The organism is Thiobacillus denitrificans DSM 12475 (assembly GCF_000376425.1).
GTDB classification, from domain to species: domain Bacteria; phylum Pseudomonadota; class Gammaproteobacteria; order Burkholderiales; family Thiobacillaceae; genus Thiobacillus; species Thiobacillus denitrificans.
In genome coordinates, this window is record NZ_AQWL01000001.1 from 225757 (window position 1) to 243385 (window position 17629).

A 17629-nucleotide genomic window follows, 5' to 3' on the forward strand; every position below is an offset into this window, starting at 1 on the left:
CTGTCTGCTAACGGAGACAGGTCATTGTGCGGCGGCATTCCGCTGGTTGCGGCTTCTCGTCTACTTCCAGAATCCACTTCCATGCTCTGCCCGGCCTTGATCATGCTGTGCGGGGCCTGGGCGAAGGCGTTCGGCAAGGCGTGAGTGCGCTTCAGCTTCGGTTGCGCAACATCGTGGTCGTACGCCCTAGAATGCACGTGTTCGCACAATGAAAGACGCCATGACCACCAAGCAATATCCCATCATCTATGTTCGCGGTTACGCGATGACCAGGGCGGAGATCGCGGAGACGACTTCGACGCCGTACATGGGACTGGAATGCGGCTCGACCAAGTCCCGTCAGGCGTGGAACGGAGCGGTACGCAAGGTGTTCTTCGAGTCGCCCATCGTGCGGCTGATGAAGCTGGGCTACAAGGACATCTACCGGGACGGCCTGCAACTGGAAACCGGGCAGATCGCGCCGGAGAGCATCATCATCCACCGCTATTACGATGTGGCCGATCCGGATTTCGGTTCTGGCGTGGTGCCCACGGTCGAGCAGGCGGCGCAGGGCCTGAGCGACCTGATCCTGCGCGTGCGGGATCAGGTGTGCAGCGGCGGCCAGATGAAGCCCGCTGACTTCAAGGTCTACCTGGTGGCGCATTCCATGGGCGGGCTGGTCTGCCGCTGTTTTCTGCAGAACGACCGGATAGGCAGCAAGGAGGCGCGCAGGCTGGTCGACAAGGTGTTTACCTACGCCACGCCCCATAACGGCATCGAGATGGCGGGCAAGAACGTGCCGGGCTTTTTCGATCTGTGGGACATGGACAATTTCAACCGCGACAGGATGCGCGAATACCTGGCGATCAAGGACGGAAAAACCGCCGTGAATTCGCTCGACAACAAATTCGATCCGGCCCGGTTCTTCTGTCTGGTGGGGACCAACAGCAAGGACTACGACGTGGCGCGGGGCGTATCCCGCCTGCTGGCCGGGGAACTGAGCGACGGCCTGGTGCGGATCTCGAATGCCTACGTGAGCGAGGCGCCGCGGGCGCATGTCCATCGCAGCCACAGCGGCGCGTATGGCATCGTGAATTCGGAAGAGGGGTTCCAGAATCTGGTCCGCTTCCTGTTCGGCGATATGCGCGTGGAGGGGGCGCTGTGGGTGGACGCCCTGCCGCTGCCCCCGATCGGCCTGGTGCGCAAGCTGCTGGGAACCCGCGTGGGCTACTACTTCGAAGTGACGGTAGCGACCCGGGGCGCGCTGGACTTCGACCTGACGCGCCGCACGATTGCGAACAACAGCGCCATCCTGCGCCAGCGCTCCGATCTGTTCGACGAGGAAGGCCGGCTGCTGAAGGCGGCACGACAGCCCACCCTGTTCTCCGTGTTCCTGGATATGTCGAAGCGGCCCCAGCGAAGCAAGGAAATGATGTTCTCCGTTCAGCTTTCGGTGTCGATGCTGACCTACCTGGGGGAAGAGTCTTCGGTGGACCAGCATTACATGCCGGGCGAATACCTGTTCCGCGACACCATCGTCATCAGCGCGATCCCCCCAGACACGCCCGACGAGTCATGGCGGGTGGGCTATGTCCTGGCCGACAGCGGATGGTCGAGCGCCGAGGACAGGATTGCCGAAGGCATGAAGGATGAACAGGGCAAGCCCTACGTTGCGATTCCGCTGGAGAACCAGAAGGGCTTCAAGGCCACGCTGCGGCTGTATGGTACGCCCTGGCAGTGACGCGACAGCTGGTGCGGATTGCCCTGCGGATGGGGTAACACGGGCTTCGGTCTTGCATTGACACAGGGCCGCTGGCAGCCAGACCGACCCGCAACCCTCGTGCCCCTTCGCCCCGCGATGCGACGCCCACGACGCTGACAACGTCTTATCCCGACAGTCTGACAGCGAGCGCGCGCAAAAGCCGTGCACCATCGCCCCGCCAGGCACTGCCATGCATGCAGGCAAGGAGGGTTGGCTCGGTCGAGGCCAGACGTTCCAGCATCCCGGCCGCGTTTGTCGTATGCGAGAAGTAATCCATTTGTGAGCGAAATGCTTCACTGGGGCCGAGAATGTCTGCCTCGGTGACAGGCGGGGAGCCTGCACCGGGCTGGGTGAACAAATCGCCGCAGAACAGGGTTTGGGTGCGCTCTTCCGTCAAAAGACCGCATTCCCAGGCATGCGGGAGATGCGGGGTATCGAACCAGCGCACGCGATGGCGACCAAGCGAAAGTGCCTCGCCGTCTGCCAGGGTGCGGGGGGAACGATCGGCCATATCGTTGATGGACACCATTCCCGCCACCTGGCTGCAGAGGGGGACGGCTTGCGGGGCGGCAGCCAGCCATTCGTTGAGCGAGCCGCATTCGTCTGCCTCGACATGGGAAAAGCCTATGTAACGCAGCGATTCCGGCGGCAGTACGCAGGCCACGGCTTCACGCACAAGCGCAAACATCTTGCGCAGCCCGGTATGGAATAACAGGGGCTCATCATCCTTGATAAGGTATTGGTTGAACGAAAATCCGGTGCTTCCTTCAAGCATCACCGGCGTATTGATGCGATAAATCCCGTCGGCCACTTCATGAACGCTGGTTCCGGACTGTTGGTTGGTGATGGTCATGGCGCTTTCCTTTCATGTCGATTCGACGTCGCAAGATCAAAGCCCGGGGCAGTTCAGTCTGATCCTGTTTGTTCTTTCTTGATGAACGAATATGAAACCAGGTAGCCAAGCGTTCCCAGCACTGCAATGCCGGTCACCAAGGCATACGCAGTGGAATGCGCGAGCCTGGAGGGGCGTAACCCGACCAGAACGAGGAGCGCGATGACAATCGCGATCACCGAGGCAATGAGGTACCAGGGCCACTCGCTCCGCTTCCATATATCCTTTGAAGCCCGGTTCCAGCCAGCGACGAGCCCGCAGTACACCAGCAGGAGTGCCGGAGGCACACTTGGATGCCTGATCCATTCCGGTAGAGACGAATAAATTGGCGCGTCGAGGAAATTTTTTGTGTTCTCGCTCAGCAAAATCAAGGTCGTGGCAAGAACCAGGAAGCTGGCAAGGTCGATAAGCTTCATCCCGATCGTGTAATCGAACTTGCGTTCCTCCACCGCCTCGGCCGTGTTGACTGCGTCATTGAAGATCATCAGGGCAACGAGGGTGATAAGCCCGGTGTCGATTTCGCGGTTCAGGCTGAGCAGGACAGCCTGGCAAGCGCCGAGGAAGAGGATGCCGAAGATGATGTTGTAGAAGGTCATTTGCAGTTTCCTCGTTCAGCCAGTCACGCTGCAGCGTCCGGGCGCAAAACCTGACCTATCCTGCGCCCTTTTATCTGCGCGAACAATCGGACAGGAACCGCGGAGTGACGCATCAGCCCGGACACCCTATTCATCCGCTACTCTCGCGGGCAAGGACGCACAGCTTGCCGATGGTTTTATTCGCTTCGCGCTGCCTGGGCCTTCCGCCATGCGCCGGGTGGCGCCCCCACCGCGCGCTTGAAGGCGTGTGCGAAGGCGGCTTCAGAATCGTAGCCGGTGTCGAGCGCAATGGCTGCGACCGTACGGTTCGATTCACGCAGCAGGCGAGCGCCAAGCTGGATGTGCCAGCTGGCCAGGTATTGCATCGGCGGCTGGCCGAGGTAATGCATGAATCGTTGATGCAAGGCAGATCGCGACAGGCCGACTTCGTGAGCGAGTTCTTCGACGCTCCACGCGTGATCGGGCTCTGCATGCATGCGTTCGAGCGCCTTGCCGACAAAGCGGTCGCGCAGTCCCGCCAGCCATCCGGTTGCGTCCTCGGGCAGCGCATCGAGATAGCGGCGGGCGGCATCGACGAACATCATTTCTGCCAGCCGTTCAAGCACGGCATCACCGCCGGGGCGGGGGCTGCTGGATTCGGCCACCGCCTGGTCGATGACGCGTGCGACTCAGTCGCCGGCGTGTCCCGCAGCCAGGTGCAGAATGCGGGGAAGCACCGCAACGAGCGGGTTGAACGGCTTGAGGTCGCAACCGAGAAACCCGCATACGGCAATCGTGTCGGCTTCCTCGACCGGTAGCGACGCACCGGCATCGACGACGCCGTGGTGATAGGCGATGGGTATGGGCTTGGGATCGTTGCGCGTGGAAAAAACCCAGTCTGCCGTCTGGCGCAGGGGTTCGATTCCCGGCGCGCTCGACATGACGTGCGGGTCGCCTTGCGGAAATATCACGACATCTCCTGCACCCAGCCTGACCGGAGGCTGTCCCTCGACGGCCGCCCAGCCGCGGCCCTTGGCGATCATGTGGTATTCCATGACGTGCTCGCAGCCGGGCAACACGGCTGCGGCGATCTCGCGGGCCGGGGCCGCTTCGGCGGACCACGGGTCGCAGTATGCTGGGTGACCGGGGCGCGGGCAGATCGACCGTTTTCGCCGCGTGGTTATTGTCACGAAACCGGCGGCGCGGTTCTGGAAACGGGCGACCGGAATCACTACATTTGTTGCTATGCCGCCAGGCGGCTTTGCCTGGCGGTGAGTACGAACAGCCGCACCAGTGTGAAGGTGCGCTTCTCCGACGAAGTCAGGGCTGAGGCCCCGCAGGAAGACAGGGAAGCAAGTGAGCCCTGAGTCCGTTTGTGAGCGCGCTGGGGGCATGCATCGCATTGCCTTTCATCGGACGAATTGAAGCGGGATTTCGCGAGTCAACCGCGGCCGCTCCGATCCATTCCTCGCGCACCGGCAGGTCGGGCTCCGGTCTGAGCCTTCTCGCCGGCCAACCGGTCTCATCCCTTCAGTTTCTGGAACGCCGCCGCCATGGCGCCACCCATCGGCGCTGCAGTGGGCGCACGCTTCGATTTCCCTTCCGCTGCCTTGCCCTGCCGGTATGAATCGCGCGGCTTGCCCGTGGCATCCGGCCTGTTGGCGGGCTTCTCCGCCGCATCGTTCAGGCGCATCGTCAGCGCGATGCGCTTGCGCTTCACGTCGGCCTCCAGCACTTTCACCTTCACGATCTGCCCGGTCTTGACCACGCTGTGCGGATCCTTGACGAAGCTGTTCGACAGGGCGGAGATGTGCACCAGGCCATCCTGGTGCACGCCGATGTCGACGAAGGCGCCGAACGCGGCGACGTTGGTGACGACGCCTTCCAGGATCATGTCTGGCCTGAGATCGGCCAGGGTTTCCACGCCTTCCCTGAAGGTCGCGGTGGTGAATTCGGGGCGCGGGTCGCGGCCGGGTTTTTCGAGTTCCCTGAGGATGTCGCTGATGGTGGGGAGGCCGAATTGCGCGTCCGTGTATTTCGACGGATCGAGCGATTTCAGCAGGCTGCCGTTGCCGATCACCGCCCTGAGGTCCTGCTTGAGGTCGGCGAGGATGCGCTGCACCAGCGGATACGATTCAGGGTGGACGGCGGAGGCGTCGAGCGGGTCGTCGCCGTCCATGATGCGCAGAAAGCCGGCCGCCTGCTCGAAGGTTTTCTCGCCCAGGCGCGGCACCTCGCGCAGTTGCGCGCGGCTGGCAAACCGGCCCCTGGCGTCGCGGTGGGCAACGATGGCCTGCGCCACGCTGTTGCCGAGGCCGGAGACGCGCGCGAGCAGCGGCACCGAGGCGGTGTTGACGTCGACGCCGACGGCGTTGACGCAATCCTCCACCACCGTATCGAGCGAGCGCGCCAGTTCGTACTGGCTGACGTCGTGCTGATACTGGCCGACACCGATCGACTTGGGATCGATCTTCACCAGTTCGGCCAGCGGGTCCTGCAGCCGGCGCGCGATCGACACCGCGCCGCGCAGCGAGACATCGAGTTCGGGCAGTTCGTGCGAGGCGAATTCGGATGCGGAATACACCGACGCGCCTGCCTCGGAGACGACGATGCTGGTCAGCCTGAGTTCGGAGCGCAGCTGAATGAGGTCGCGCGCCAGCTTGTCGGTTTCTCTTGAGGCGGTGCCGTTGCCGATGGCGATCAGCGTCACGCGGTGCCGTTCGGCGAGTTTGGCCAGCGCGTGCAATGTCCCGTTCCAGTCGTTCTTCGGCGGGTGTGGATAGACGGTGGCGGTGTCGAGCACCTTGCCGGTTGCGTCCACCACCGCCACTTTCACGCCGCTGCGGATGCCGGGGTCCAGACCCATGGTGACGCGCGGGCCGGCAGGGGCGGCGAGCAGCAGGTCGGCGAGGTTGCGCGCGAACACCTTGATGGCGTCGGTCTCGGCGCGGGTGCGCAGCGCGCTCATCAGTTCGAGCTCCAGATGCATGAAGACTTTCGCGCGCCAGGTGAAGCGCGCCGTGTCCATCAGCCAGCGGTCGGCGGGGCGATTCTGATCCTGGATGCCGAAGCGGCTGGCGATGCGCGCCTCGCAGGGATTGTGCGGCGCACTCCAGCCCGGCCGCTCTTCCTCGCTGTCGAGGCGCAGCCGCACGTCGAGCATGTCTTCGCGCCGCCCGCGGAAAAGCGCCAGCGCGCGATGCGAGGGGACGGTGTGGAGGGTTTCCGCATAGTCGAAGTAGTCGGCGAATTTTTCCGCAGCCGCTTCCTTGCCTTCGCGCACTTTCGACTCGACGATGGCGTGTTCCTGCACGTATTCGCGCAGGGATTGCAGCAGGCCCGCGTCTTCGGCAAAACGTTCCATCAGGATCTGCCGCGCGCCGTCGAGCGCGGCCTTCGTGTCCGCAACGCCGGGGTTGTCGCCCTGCTCGTTGCTGAAGGGCGCGCGCAGATACTGGGCTGCCTCTTCCTCCGGATTCAGCAGCGGGTTCGCTAGCAGGGATTCCGCCAGCGGCTCCAATCCGGCTTCCAGTGCGATCTGCGCTCTGGTGCGGCGCTTCGGCTTGTACGGCAGGTACAGGTCTTCCAGCTGCGCCTTGTCCGGGGACAATGAGATGGCTTTCAGCAGCGCCGGCGTCATCCTGCCCTGCCCCGTGATCGAATCGATGATGGCGGCGCGGCGTTCTTCCAGTTCGCGCAGATAGCGCAGCCGGTCTTCCAGCAGGCGCAGCTGCGCGTCGTCGAGGCCTCCCGTCGCCTCCTTGCGGTAGCGCGAGATGAACGGCACCGTCGCCCCCTCGTCGAGCAGGGCAATGGCAGCGGCAACCTGCGCAGGTTTGGCCGCGATCTCGGCGGCGAGTCGGTGTTCGATGGAAGGAAGCATGATTTGCCCTGCTGAATGAATCGGCCTCCGCGCCGCGAGGCCGAAAGCTGAAGTGTTCGGGTTGCGCATTATGCCGAATATCCTCAATTCCGGCGCGCCGCCCCTTTCAGGCGCTGGCTAGCGCTGCCGGCTGCCGTCGTAGTTGCTTCGCTGGTCAGTTCCTCGGCCCAGGCAAGCGATTGCAGTTGAGCGGTATTGATCTCTTCCGGGCTGGAGGCGATCTCGCTGGCGTAGCGGGCGATCTGCCCGAAATCGCTGCGTTCCGAAGCCTCGGCAAGCTTCAGGAAGGGCGCATAGGGGCCAGCCTGGTGGAGCAGGGCCTGCACGATGGGCGCGGGCATGGATAACTGCTCGAGCAGATGGGTGAGCGGGATTTCCAGTAGCGGTTCGGCCAGGGAAAACAGTCCGGTGATGAACAGCTCGTCCTGTGCCTCGCTGTTCAGCCGGGACTGGCCGAGCAGTTCGCAGAGACGTCCGCGCGTCACCGCGGTGCGTGCCGCCAGGGCGTTGGTGGGTGTCGGGTTGGCGGTGATCAGGAGCAGCGCCAGCCAGCGATACAGTGTCTTCAGTCCGACCAGCATGAGGGCCTGGCGCACCGTGTGGACTTGCTGCTGCAGGCCGGCGGCGGCGGAATTGGCGTAGCGCAACAGGCGCAGGGTCAAGGCGGCATCGCGGCGCAACAGCGCTTCGATTTCGCCCAGGTCCTGGCAGGCGCGAACCTTGTTCATCAGTTCGAGGACGGCCAGCTGCCCCGGTTGAATGGCCTTGTTGGAGAGGTTCTCGGGACGAGCGAAATAATAGCCCTGGAAATACTGGATGCCGCTGTTGCGGCAGAGCTCGAACATCTCGCGGGTTTCGACCTTCTCGGCGATGAACTGGCCGGAGAAGTCGAGGCGGATGTGCGCAATGATTTCCAGGGTTTTTTCGGGATGCTGTTCGAGCACATCGAGCTTGACGAAGTCGACCATCGGCAGCAGCGGCCGGTACTCCTCCAGGCAGACGAAATCGTCCAGCGCAAAGCGGTAGCCCAGCTGGCGGAGTTCCTGGATACGGGCGATCAGCACCGGCGAGACCGGCACGGTCTCGAGGATTTCGTAGACCACGTGGCGGGGCGGCAGCAGGCAGACGAAGTCGCTCATCAGGGTGGCTTCGTCCAGGTTGATGAAAGCGAGCTTGCCGTGCAGCAGCCATTCGGGGCCGAGACAGAGCGTGTTGCCGATGATCTCGACGCCGGCCTGCAGCTGGCTGGAAATCTGGGCCGAGACGGCTGACAGCGATTGCCGGAACAGGAGTTCGTAGGCGAACAGGCGATGTTCGGCATCGACGATGGGTTGCCGTGCGAGAAAGGATTCTTTGCCCATCCAGGCTCCTCGAAAAACTTGTTTATGCAGGGCTCGTCGCCGGTGTGAAATCAGCGTTAACAGGCCCTAATTATCAGCGTGAGCATATCAGCTCATTCCCGCCGGGGTGAACTCGCAGCGGGAGGAGGCCGGCGGTTGGACAGGCCCGGCTTCACAAGCGTGAACAATGAAAGGAGGCTTGGACACCCTGTCCTGCGCGAGGTGGATTCCGGGCGGGAATGCAGTCAACCGCCAGCCCGGCCGGCCGTGCCCGGGCCGAACGGGGGTGGATAGCAAGACGGCGTCCAGCCGGATTCCCGCTGGCGGCGCGCTTGCGCTACAGTGTTGTTGACTTCAAGCGAAGACCCCAAACGGGTCGAGAACGGCCGAAGCGGATGATGGGATCTGCGAGGCGTGGGCGGCGGGCACTGAACGAAGGCATCCATGTTCTTTCCTCTTGTCGATGAATTGGCCACGACCGACATCGTGAGCGTGCCGGCGCGAGTCGCCGTGCGCGACGCGCTGCAGCAGATGTCGCAGCATGCGCTCCGCAATATCGTGGTCGAGGAGACGTCCGGCGGCTTCGGCCTGCTGACCGCATCCGATGTGGTCCGGCTTCGCTTCTCGATGCCGAGCCTCGATATCGCCATCAGCGAGGCCGGCTATCACCCGCTGCCCAGCATTGCGAAGGGAAGCGGCCTGCTGGATGTGATCGAACTGTTCGATGGCCCGCATGGCTATGCCGCCGTGGTCGATGCGACGGGCAGCCTGTTCGGCATCGTGTCCAATACCGACATTCTCGGCAGCCTCGACCCGCAGTTGATGCTCCAGCGCCAGCAGCTGCGCGATCTGCTGCGCCGGCATGCGATCAGGAAACTGCCGCACGATGCGCCGCTCGGCCAGGCGCTGGCGCTGCTGGTGGATTCGGACGACGCGGTGATCGTGCTCGATCGGGGAACCGCGGTGGGCATCGTGACGACCCAGGATGCGATCCGCCTGCTGCACGACGGCGTGGCGCTGACCGACCCGCTACACCTGCACATGTCGTCCCCGCTCCATGCCGTGACCTACGACCTGACCGTGGCCGAGGCGGTGTCGACCTTGCGCGAAAAGCATTTCAAGCGGCTGGTGGTGCAGGACCCCGCAAACAGGGAAGTGATCGGCATCATCACCCAGCAGGACCTGATCGGCGTCGCCTATAGTCGTTGGGCCGACCTGATGCGCCACCATGCGCAGGAATTGCGCGAGATCATCGAGATGCTGGAACGCAAGACGGTGCGGCTGGAGCACCTTGCCGCGACCGATCCCCTGACCGGGGTGGCCAATCGCACGCGCTTCGAGGCATTGCTGCTCGACGAGCAGCAATGGCATGATCGGTCGCCTGCCATGCCTTTCTCGGTTCTGCTCTTCGATATCGACCATTTCAAGCAGATCAACGATACCTGGGGGCACAATCGGGGCGACATCGTGCTCAAGTCGATTGCGCAGCACGTTCAATGCTACTTGCGTCAGACCGACGTCCTGGCGAGATGGGGCAGGGAAGAGTTTGCCGTGCTGCTGCCACAAACCGATCTGGCGGCTGCACGCGGGATTGCGGAAAGGATCTGCACGTCTTTGGCGTACACCGAATTCGAACAGGTGGGGTGTGTGACGGCCAGTTTTGGCGTCGCCATGCACCGGATGGGCGAATCCGGTGCGGCATTGCTCGGCCGCGCCGACGATGCGCTTTACCGCGCCAAGCGCAACGGGCGCAACCGGGTTGAGTAGGCGCCCGGGTTTCCGGGAATGGCCGGGGCACGGCATGCCCATTCAACGATGAGCCCACGTTCCGTTGTGGCGGCCAGGACCAGACCGCCTTTCTCGCGTCAGCTGCCGCCAACCCGGACGCGTTGCGGCCTGGCCGGGCGGCGATGGGCGATGGCGACCAGCCGGGCGTCGAGCAGACGGGCCAGTCCCTGTCCGCCGGCACGCATCACGGCGTTGTGGTTCCACTTGAACAGCGGCTGGGCGAGGGGAGTGAGCAGATTCATCCAGCGCCGGGTGGTGCGTACCTGCCAGTCGTAGCGGACGACGGTGAGCGTGCCTTCGCGCGAAAAGTACCAGCCGCCGTACCCGTCGACTTCCCCGCTTGCCCGGCCTTCTAGGCAGACCAGCGGTTCGATGCGGGTGACCCGTATGTCGAAGGTCAGCCGGTAAGGCAGGACGCTTTTCCAGGTGTAGCGCTGCAGCGCCCCCAGCCCGCTGTCGTCGCCGGCCTCCAGATCCAGCACCTGTTCGACCCCGCGCCACCAGTTCGGCCAGCGGCGGGAGTGATAGATGGCGTCCCACACCGATTCCACCGGGGCTTCCAGGTACCACAGGGTGGAGAACCGATATTCCGCCATGACCGTTCGAGGTTCCAGGCTTGAGGTCAGGGCTGGAAAAAATCCGCGGCGAACGGCACATTGATTTCAACGTCGTCCATCAACACGGTTTCCAGTGCCTCGGCATCCAGGCCGAAACTGGCGACCTTGACCGGGAACAGCGATCCCTCCGCCAGCCAGAGCTGGAAACGGTGCACGCCGTCCACCGTCTTGCCGGGAGCCCCAGTGACGACCAGTTGCCGGGCGTTCCAGTGCCCAACCGTTTCCATGCTGCGCAGCTCGGTATCGCCGCCCACCTGTAGTACCTGGACATTACGCAGCAGCGCCCCGGCGTCGGAACGATCCACGCTGCGGCCGTAGGGTCCGCGGATCAGCGGATGGTCCGGGGCCAGCGTCAGCGCCGCGAAGGCGCGCTGGCCGAATGGCCACAGGCGCACCTGGCCGCTGTGCGGACTGTAGATCAGCAGCGCGCCCGCATGGGGTGTGACGAACTCCATGCGGACGAAGCCGGGTTTGCGGTAGGCGTAGCGGATGACCTGCGTCGGGCGCTGCGGCGCGGACGAACGAAGCGTGACCCGGTAGCTGTCGAGCTGTTCGAACTGCTGCCGCGCGGCGGCGACCGGGTCGAGCGTCGCTGCGCTGGCCGGAACGAGCAGGGCGGCGGCGAGCAGGGGCCAGAGCATGGCTTATTCCACCACCTCCAGCATGCCCGCCATGCCTTTGTCGCGGTGGCTATCGAAGAAGAGCAGCCGGTTCGGGCAATAGTAGGGGTAGCGGCCGGGGGTGCCGGGGGTGAAACGGAAAACGCGCGGCTCCTCGCCAAGCTGGGTGTCGATGGCAACCTGGTCGGACGGCAGATCGAGCACGAAGCGATGGGGAACGATCCCCCGTTCGACGCGCAGTACCAGTTCGACCGGCGTGCCCGCCTTGACGACGATGTGGTCTGGCTTGAAGAAATAGCTGCCGCCGACGATGGTGACGCGCTGGATGCCGTCGCTGGCCACGGCAACCCGATAAGGGGCGTCGGCAGCCTGAGTGCCGGCAGCGAGACAGAGCGCCAGCGCGATACCGGATGAAATGAGTCTGATGCTGTGCATGCCGGCTCCTTGGTCCCTCCCCCGGGAAAGGTGCAGTCTCTTGCCGGACTTTCGCTCCTTTTACGATAGGACGACTATTTCTTTTCTGCTCGGTTGGGCATTTTTTCAAACGGAGAGTTCGGTTTCAACGCCTGGCGCCCGATCGCGGAGGCGGCGCCATGGTGCGTCCAGCCGCGCCGTCAATGCGCGGCGCGGGCGGCCATCACCCCACCTGCGGCAGGCGCTCCAGCGCGGCCTGGATCGCCTCTTCCGGGTAGGCGAAGTCCTCCAGCTTGCCGCTGAAATAGCTGTCATAGGCCGCCATGTCGAAGTGGCCGTGGCCGGACAGATTGAAGAACAGCGTCTTCGGCTCGCCGCTTGCCTTGCAGCGCAACGCCTCGTCGATGCAGGCGGCGATGGCGTGGTTGGATTCGGGCGCGGGGATGATGCCTTCGGCGCGGGCGAAGGTAACGCCGGCCTGGAAGGTGGCAAGCTGGGGGACGGCGATCGCTTCGATCAGTTTCTCGTGGTAGAGCTGCGACACCAGCGCCGAGTCGCCGTGATAGCGCAGGCCGCCGGCGTGGATGCCGGGCGGCATGAAATCGTGGCCGAGCGTGTACATCAGCATCATCGGCGTCAGCTTGGCGGTGTCGCCGAAGTCGTAGGCGTAGTGGCCGCGCGTGAGGGTGGGACAGGAGGCCGGCTCGACCGCGACCAGTCGCACGTTTCTGCCGGCCGCCTTGTCGGCGAAGAAGGGGAAGGTCGCGCCGCCGAAGTTGGAGCCGCCGCCGCAGGGCGCGAAGATCATGTCGGGATAGTCGCCGGCTTTCTCGAACTGCTTCTTCGCTTCCAGCCCGATCACGGTCTGGTGCAGCAGCACGTGGTTCAGTACCGAGCCGAGGGCGTAATTGGTGTCGGCACGCGAGGCGGCGTCTTCCACCGCCTCGGAAATCGCCAGGCCGAGCGAGCCCGGATTGTCCGGGTCTTCAGCCAGGGCGGCACGGCCGGAGTGGGTTTCCAGGCTGGGGCTGGCGAACACCTCCGCGCCCCAGGTCTGCATCATGGAGCGGCGGTAGGGCTTCTGGCCGTAGCTCACCTTGACCATGTACACCCGCACCTCCAGCCCGAACATCTGTCCGGCCAGCGCGATCGAGCAGCCCCACTGTCCGGCGCCGGTTTCGGTGGCGATGCGCTTGATGCCGGCTTCGGCGTTGTAATAGGCCTGCGCCACCGAGGTGTTGACCTTGTGCGAGCCGGCCGGCGATACGCCTTCGTACTTGTAGTAGATCTTCGCCGGGGTGCCGAGCGCCGCTTCCAGGCGATGGGCGCGGAACAGCGGCGAGGGGCGCCATAGCCGGTAGATTTCGCGCACTTTTTCGGGGATCGGAATCCAGCGTTCGGCCGACATTTCCTGCTCGATCAGGCTCATCGGGAAAATCGCCGTCAGCGCCTCGGGACCGATCGGCTTGCCGTCCGGGCCCAGCGGTGGCGCCGGCCGGTTGGGCATATCGGCGACGACGTTGTACCAGTGGGCGGGAATCTCGGATTCGTCGAGCAGGAACTTGGTTTGCGGCATGGCGTTCTCCCTGTTATCGGATGGCGACGGTATTTCGGACAAGCAGGTCGCTCAATCAATCATCGGTCAATCGCCAAGTGTCGTCAACGCTCCCCACTTGACCGGAAACCCTCGCAATACGGGGTCAGGCGCTGCTCCGGTTCACTTGTTTTCCGGCGGAACGGTTGTATCTTCCGGAGCCGGCGGCGCCCCGGCCGGCGATGCTTTTTTAAGCTCTTTTTCAGCTTTCTTTTTCTTCTTTTCCAGTTCCCTTTGCCGCTTTTCGTACTGGTAGTTCGGTTTCAAGCTTTGTCTCCTTTTAATGGCCGTACGTAAACGATACCCGCCCCGACCGACTTCACCCAGCAAAAACAGCCTGCGCAGGGAGTGGCCTGGTTCGCAGGCTTCGCCAAATGGCGCGGTGAAACAAAAAGCCGCCTCGATGTGGCGGCTTTCTGTCGGTGCAGCAGCGCTGCAATTACTTTACGTGCAGTTCGACCCGGCGGTTCTTGGCACGGCCTTCACGGGAGGCATTGCTGAAGGCAGGCTGGGTCTCGCCCATGCCTTTGGAGGTGAGGCGTGCGGCAGCGATATCGTGGGAGACGAGATAGTCATACACGGACTTGGCGCGGCGCTCGGACAGGCCCTGGTTGTATTGGTCGGTGCCGATGTTGCAGGTATGGCCGACGATGTCCACGTTGATGTCTTTGCGCTTGTCGAGCACGGTGGCCGCTTCAGCCAGGATTTCGAGGGCATCGGGGCGCAGCTTGGCGGAGTCGAATTCGAAGTTCACGCCTTCGAGAAGGACGACCACGTCGCCGGCCTGGGCCTTGTCCAGTTCGACGGCCTGCTTCGTCTTGAGCACCGGGGCAACCGGCACGGGCTCCGCCTGCGCCACCGGTTCGGGCGCGGGTTGCGGCGGCGGCACCGGCGCAGGCTCCTGGTAGGCGACCGGAGCGGGCTGTGGCGCGGGGGCGGGCTGCGCCTTCTTGCCCAGGGCGATGTTCAAGCCGACGTTGATCAACCAGTCGCCGAAGCTGCTTTTGTTGAAGGCATCGGTGCTGTTGTCGTCCCAGCGGTAGCGTGCATCGGCGCGCAGCGCAATGTTTTCGCTCAGTTGCTTGATGACGCCGAGGCCGGCGTTGGCCATCAGGCCGGTGTCGTCCCGGCCGGGAATGTCGGTGTGCAGCGCGCCCAGGCCAACGACCGCGTAGGGAGCGAAGCCGGCGTCGCGGTTGAAGAAATACAGGCCGTCCACGCCTAGTCCCCACAGCTTGTAGCGGCCGCCGGCATCACGGTCGAGCGAACTGCCCGTCAGCGCCAGTTCCAGGTTCCAGTCCGGATTGATGGGTTTGCCCAAGGCCAGGCCACCACCCCAGTCGTCGTCGGAGCGGCGGTCGCTGTCGGCGAAGGTGTAGTTCAGCGTGGGGGCGATGTACAGGCGGTCGTCCATGGCGTGCGCTTGCAGTGCAGCACTGGCCAGGCCAAGGGCGATGAGGGCGGGCAGGGTCTTGAGGCGCATTGGATTATCCTTACGAATAGTTGCGGTGATTGCTGCATTGTCGCGAAATTTCTCGCCGGAGCAGGGTCGCCTCCATCGAGTGGCGGGGCCGATGAGGGCCGCTGGCCTCCTCGTCTTGTCGAGCGATTGACGACCCTGAAAGCGAGTCCATGATCGTGCAGCCAGTTGCCGGATTATATCAAACCAGCGCGCTGTGGCTTGCTTACCGGCACCAGGCAGGCGGGCGTATCGACTTGCGCGGAGTGATGGGGAACGGGGTTGAGTCGGTGATGGTTGCATTGCATGCCAGGGCCGGGAAGCCCTGAGGAGTGAGGTCTGCAGGGTGTGTGGCGGATAAGGATGAGCCCTCCTGTATTTAAAATCCCCGAAGTGACTGCTTTGGGCGATTTCCGATGCTGAAAGCAAGCAGGATCAGATGACGGAATGCCCGGTGAGCCCGTCCACCCGCTGGTGCATGAAACCGTATGCGAAGTGACGGGCCAGGAGCAAAGACAGAATGAAAGAACCGAACCCGGTGACCTTTACAGCGCGGCTTCCGGCGTCGCCCGGATTGAACGCATGACGCGCTACCATGCCCTGCTCCTGGGGGTTTTTGCCGTCGTCTGGATGTGGGCGGCGATCGAACCCCGCTATCCGCACGACTGGCTGCTGGAAAACTACCTGGTGTTCGTGTTTGTGCCGCTCATCGTTCTGACCGCACGTTACTTCAGGCTGTCCGATCTTTCCTACACTCTGATTACCGCCTTCATGCTGCTGCATGTGGTGGGCTCGCATTACACCTATGCCGAAGTGCCGTTCGGCTACACGCTGCAGCATTGGTTCGGGTCCGGCCGCAACATGTATGACCGGCTGGTGCATTTCTGTTTCGGCCTGCTGCTGGCCTATCCCCTGCACGAGGTATTCGTGCGCGTGGTGAAGGCACGCGGCGTGTGGGCGTACTGGTTTCCGCTGGAACTGGTGCTGGCGTTTTCGGCGGGGTACGAGATTATCGAATGGCTGGTGGCGGCCCGCGTCGACCCTGCCGCGGGCCTGGCATTTCTGGGCGCGCAGGGCGACGTGTGGGACGCCCAGAAAGACATGGCGCTGGCAGTGGCCGGAGCGGTACCGGCGCTGCTGATGGTGGCATTGACCCACTGGCGCCACGATTCGGCGTTCGGCGCCGATCTGCGTGCCAGCCTGAAAATCGAACCGGGCGACAAGCCCTTGGGCAAGCAGGCCTTGCGGGAGGTGCGCGGGAAAGACGGACGCGAAGACGGGGATTGACGAGCGGATTCGAACTGCGGTATCCGGCGTTTCCTTGCCAGATACCGGCCACTAGCGTGGTGGGGTCATTTTTTCAGCTGGGGCTGATCGATATAGCGGACGTCTTTCACCGAGAGCGGCAGCGGGTTGATGTATTGGTAACCCTTGCCCTGCCAGTAGACCAATTCCGGGAAGCCTGCCGGTACCACGGTAATGAAGCCGTGCATGTCTTCGGCACTGAACCCGGCCGCCTTCATGGCGTTGTTGCACATCTTGAACGCCACGCCTTCCTTCGCCAGCTCCGCCATCTTGTCCACGATGCCCTGGTATTTTTCGTAATTTTCCTTGGCAAACGCGCGCAGTTCCGGCCCGTGAGTCACCACCACCACCTTGCCGCGGGTTTCTTTCTTGGTGTTCTTGACGAAGTTGTAAAGGATGTTCAGCTTCTGCGGGTCTTCGTAATTGACGTCGAATACCGTATTGGTAACCGGCATCTTGTGCATGTCGACCTTGGCCGTTCCGTAAGGCGCGAACGCCTCCGCCACGGCCGGTTGTACCGGCAGCATAGCGACGGCTGCCGCGATGGCCATTCCTGTCAGGTGTGTTTTCACGCGTATGTCTCCTTTTTCGGTCCATTGCCGTGCGCAGTAGGCGTCCGCCCGGTCGCGCACAATCCCGGCTTACATGCAAATCATTGCGTTTGCCGACTATAAACGGAGGGGCCGGAAAACGCCATCCGTGGCGGAGCCTACTGATCACCCCCGGGTCTGCCGGGCTGTTGCTGGCGTGAGTGAAGGCATCCGTCTGCGCCCATGGGCCGCTGAATACCTGATTGTTTTTGTCTGGTATTGGCCTACAAATAATACTGATCGTGCGCCGTTTCTGGCGGCACGGCTCAATTTCCGTTACTCATATTTCAAGGAGCACATCATGAGAAACGTACATGTCGACTTTCACGGTGCTGACCCGGGTTTCGAGGCTGCCAGCCTCCTTGCGAAGGACGCCGCGAAGGACAATCAGATGAAAGACCCGACCATCATGGCATGGCATCGAAACAGCAGGCTGGGGGCGACCACCCCCTTCTATGACGGCGCCAATCCCGAAACCTGGTGGGAAAAATATGGTGAAGGCAACGGCGGCGGGCTGGAGGTCAGCGTAGGGGACGACTACCAGTTCATCATGATGGATACGCGTGGCTTTGAGACCGTGGGCGATATCCCGCTGCGCAATCTGACGGATAACGAGGGCAACGAGTACATCTGCTATACCCCGCTGCAGGGCAGGGATTCCTCCATCCCGAAGCAGGAGGCCTGCACCCCGCTGGACGACTGGCTGGCCGATCAGTACTGAATCTGGTCAAGCCTCCGGCCATGCAGACGATGGCCGGCTGATTTGCGTATCGCCGACACGAAGGACACACGCAGAGTTCGCGTGGTGGGC

16 protein-coding genes and 1 pseudogene are annotated in these 17629 nt (G+C 63.2%); 4 read left to right on the forward strand and 13 right to left on the reverse strand.

Translation table 11 applies throughout. From position 1 onward, the window contains the following. Positions 1-220: 220 nt before the first annotated feature. On the forward strand, positions 221-1720 hold the full coding sequence (locus B059_RS0101185) for an esterase/lipase family protein (RefSeq protein WP_018076407.1): 1500 nt from the start codon (positions 221-223) through the stop codon (positions 1718-1720). 145 nt (positions 1721-1865) lie between these two features. Here the strand turns inward: B059_RS0101185 and B059_RS0101190 are convergent, their stop codons facing one another. The 6 genes and pseudogenes from B059_RS0101190 to B059_RS0101210 form a co-directional block, all read right to left on the reverse strand. After that, positions 1866-2594 (reverse strand): oxygen-binding di-iron domain-containing protein, encoded by a 729-nt coding sequence (locus B059_RS0101190; protein ID WP_018076408.1) that lies wholly within the window; start codon positions 2592-2594, stop codon positions 1866-1868. 53 nt (positions 2595-2647) lie between these two features. Further along, on the reverse strand, positions 2648-3229 hold the full coding sequence (locus B059_RS0101195; RefSeq protein ID WP_018076409.1) for a hypothetical protein: 582 nt from the start codon (positions 3227-3229) through the stop codon (positions 2648-2650). A 176-nt stretch (positions 3230-3405) separates the two neighbouring features. Continuing rightward, positions 3406-3813 carry a helix-turn-helix transcriptional regulator gene (locus B059_RS21305; protein ID WP_336433333.1) on the reverse strand — a complete coding sequence of 136 codons (408 nt, stop codon included), beginning with the start codon at positions 3811-3813 and terminating at the stop codon, positions 3406-3408. Beyond that, positions 3790-4611, reverse strand: a pseudogene (locus tag B059_RS21170) (cupin domain-containing protein); the annotation flags it as partial. The pseudogene B059_RS21170 and the gene B059_RS21305, both read right to left, overlap by 24 nt. A gap of 119 nt (positions 4612-4730) precedes the next feature. Then, positions 4731-7091 (reverse strand): Tex family protein, encoded by a 2361-nt coding sequence (locus tag B059_RS0101205; RefSeq protein ID WP_018076412.1) that lies wholly within the window; start codon positions 7089-7091, stop codon positions 4731-4733. Positions 7092-7174: 83 nt separating this feature from the next. Next, the gene (locus B059_RS0101210; protein ID WP_018076413.1) at positions 7175-8452 is read right to left on the reverse strand and encodes an EAL and HDOD domain-containing protein; all 1278 of its coding nucleotides are present in this window, start codon (positions 8450-8452) and stop codon (positions 7175-7177) included. Between the two features lie 423 nt (positions 8453-8875). On the opposite strand from B059_RS0101210, the gene B059_RS0101215 reads away from it, so the two are divergent. Next, positions 8876-10198: a diguanylate cyclase domain-containing protein gene (locus B059_RS0101215; protein ID WP_018076414.1), complete on the forward strand. Its 1323-nt coding sequence runs from the start codon at positions 8876-8878 to the stop codon at positions 10196-10198. A gap of 98 nt (positions 10199-10296) precedes the next feature. On the opposite strand, the gene B059_RS0101220 is transcribed toward B059_RS0101215, so the two are convergent. From B059_RS0101220 to B059_RS0101245, 6 genes are all read right to left on the reverse strand, one after another. Beyond that, on the reverse strand, positions 10297-10815 hold the full coding sequence (locus B059_RS0101220; protein WP_018076415.1) for an SRPBCC family protein: 519 nt from the start codon (positions 10813-10815) through the stop codon (positions 10297-10299). A gap of 26 nt (positions 10816-10841) precedes the next feature. Then, entirely contained in the window at positions 10842-11477 is a 636-nt protein-coding gene (locus B059_RS0101225) for a LolA family protein (protein ID WP_018076416.1), read from the reverse strand. Between the two features lie 3 nt (positions 11478-11480). Further along, positions 11481-11891: a cupredoxin domain-containing protein gene (locus tag B059_RS0101230; protein ID WP_018076417.1), complete on the reverse strand. Its 411-nt coding sequence runs from the start codon at positions 11889-11891 to the stop codon at positions 11481-11483. A 202-nt stretch (positions 11892-12093) separates the two neighbouring features. Beyond that, positions 12094-13446, reverse strand: coding sequence for a TrpB-like pyridoxal phosphate-dependent enzyme (locus B059_RS0101235; RefSeq protein WP_018076418.1), 1353 nt, complete (start codon positions 13444-13446; stop codon positions 12094-12096). Between the two features lie 141 nt (positions 13447-13587). After that, positions 13588-13731, reverse strand: a complete 144-nt coding sequence (locus B059_RS21080) for a hypothetical protein (protein WP_018076419.1) — start codon at positions 13729-13731, stop codon at positions 13588-13590. 172 nt (positions 13732-13903) lie between these two features. After that, complete coding sequence (locus B059_RS0101245; RefSeq protein WP_018076420.1) at positions 13904-14947, reverse strand: OmpA family protein; 1044 nt, start codon at positions 14945-14947, stop codon at positions 13904-13906. Positions 14948-15370: 423 nt separating this feature from the next. Here B059_RS0101245 and B059_RS18450 point away from each other — a divergent pair, with 423 nt between their 5' ends. Then, a complete protein-coding gene (locus B059_RS18450; protein WP_245538698.1) occupies positions 15371-16210 on the forward strand; it encodes a DUF2238 domain-containing protein in 840 nt (279 codons plus the stop codon). A gap of 65 nt (positions 16211-16275) precedes the next feature. Here B059_RS18450 and B059_RS0101260 read toward each other — a convergent pair whose 3' ends face one another. Beyond that, on the reverse strand, positions 16276-16800 hold the full coding sequence (locus tag B059_RS0101260; RefSeq protein ID WP_026177221.1) for a DsrE family protein: 525 nt from the start codon (positions 16798-16800) through the stop codon (positions 16276-16278). A gap of 319 nt (positions 16801-17119) precedes the next feature. Between B059_RS0101260 and B059_RS0101265 the strand changes: the two genes are divergently transcribed. Further along, entirely contained in the window at positions 17120-17539 is a 420-nt protein-coding gene (locus B059_RS0101265; protein WP_018076425.1) for an AF1514 family protein, read from the forward strand. Positions 17540-17629: the final 90 nt, after the last annotated feature.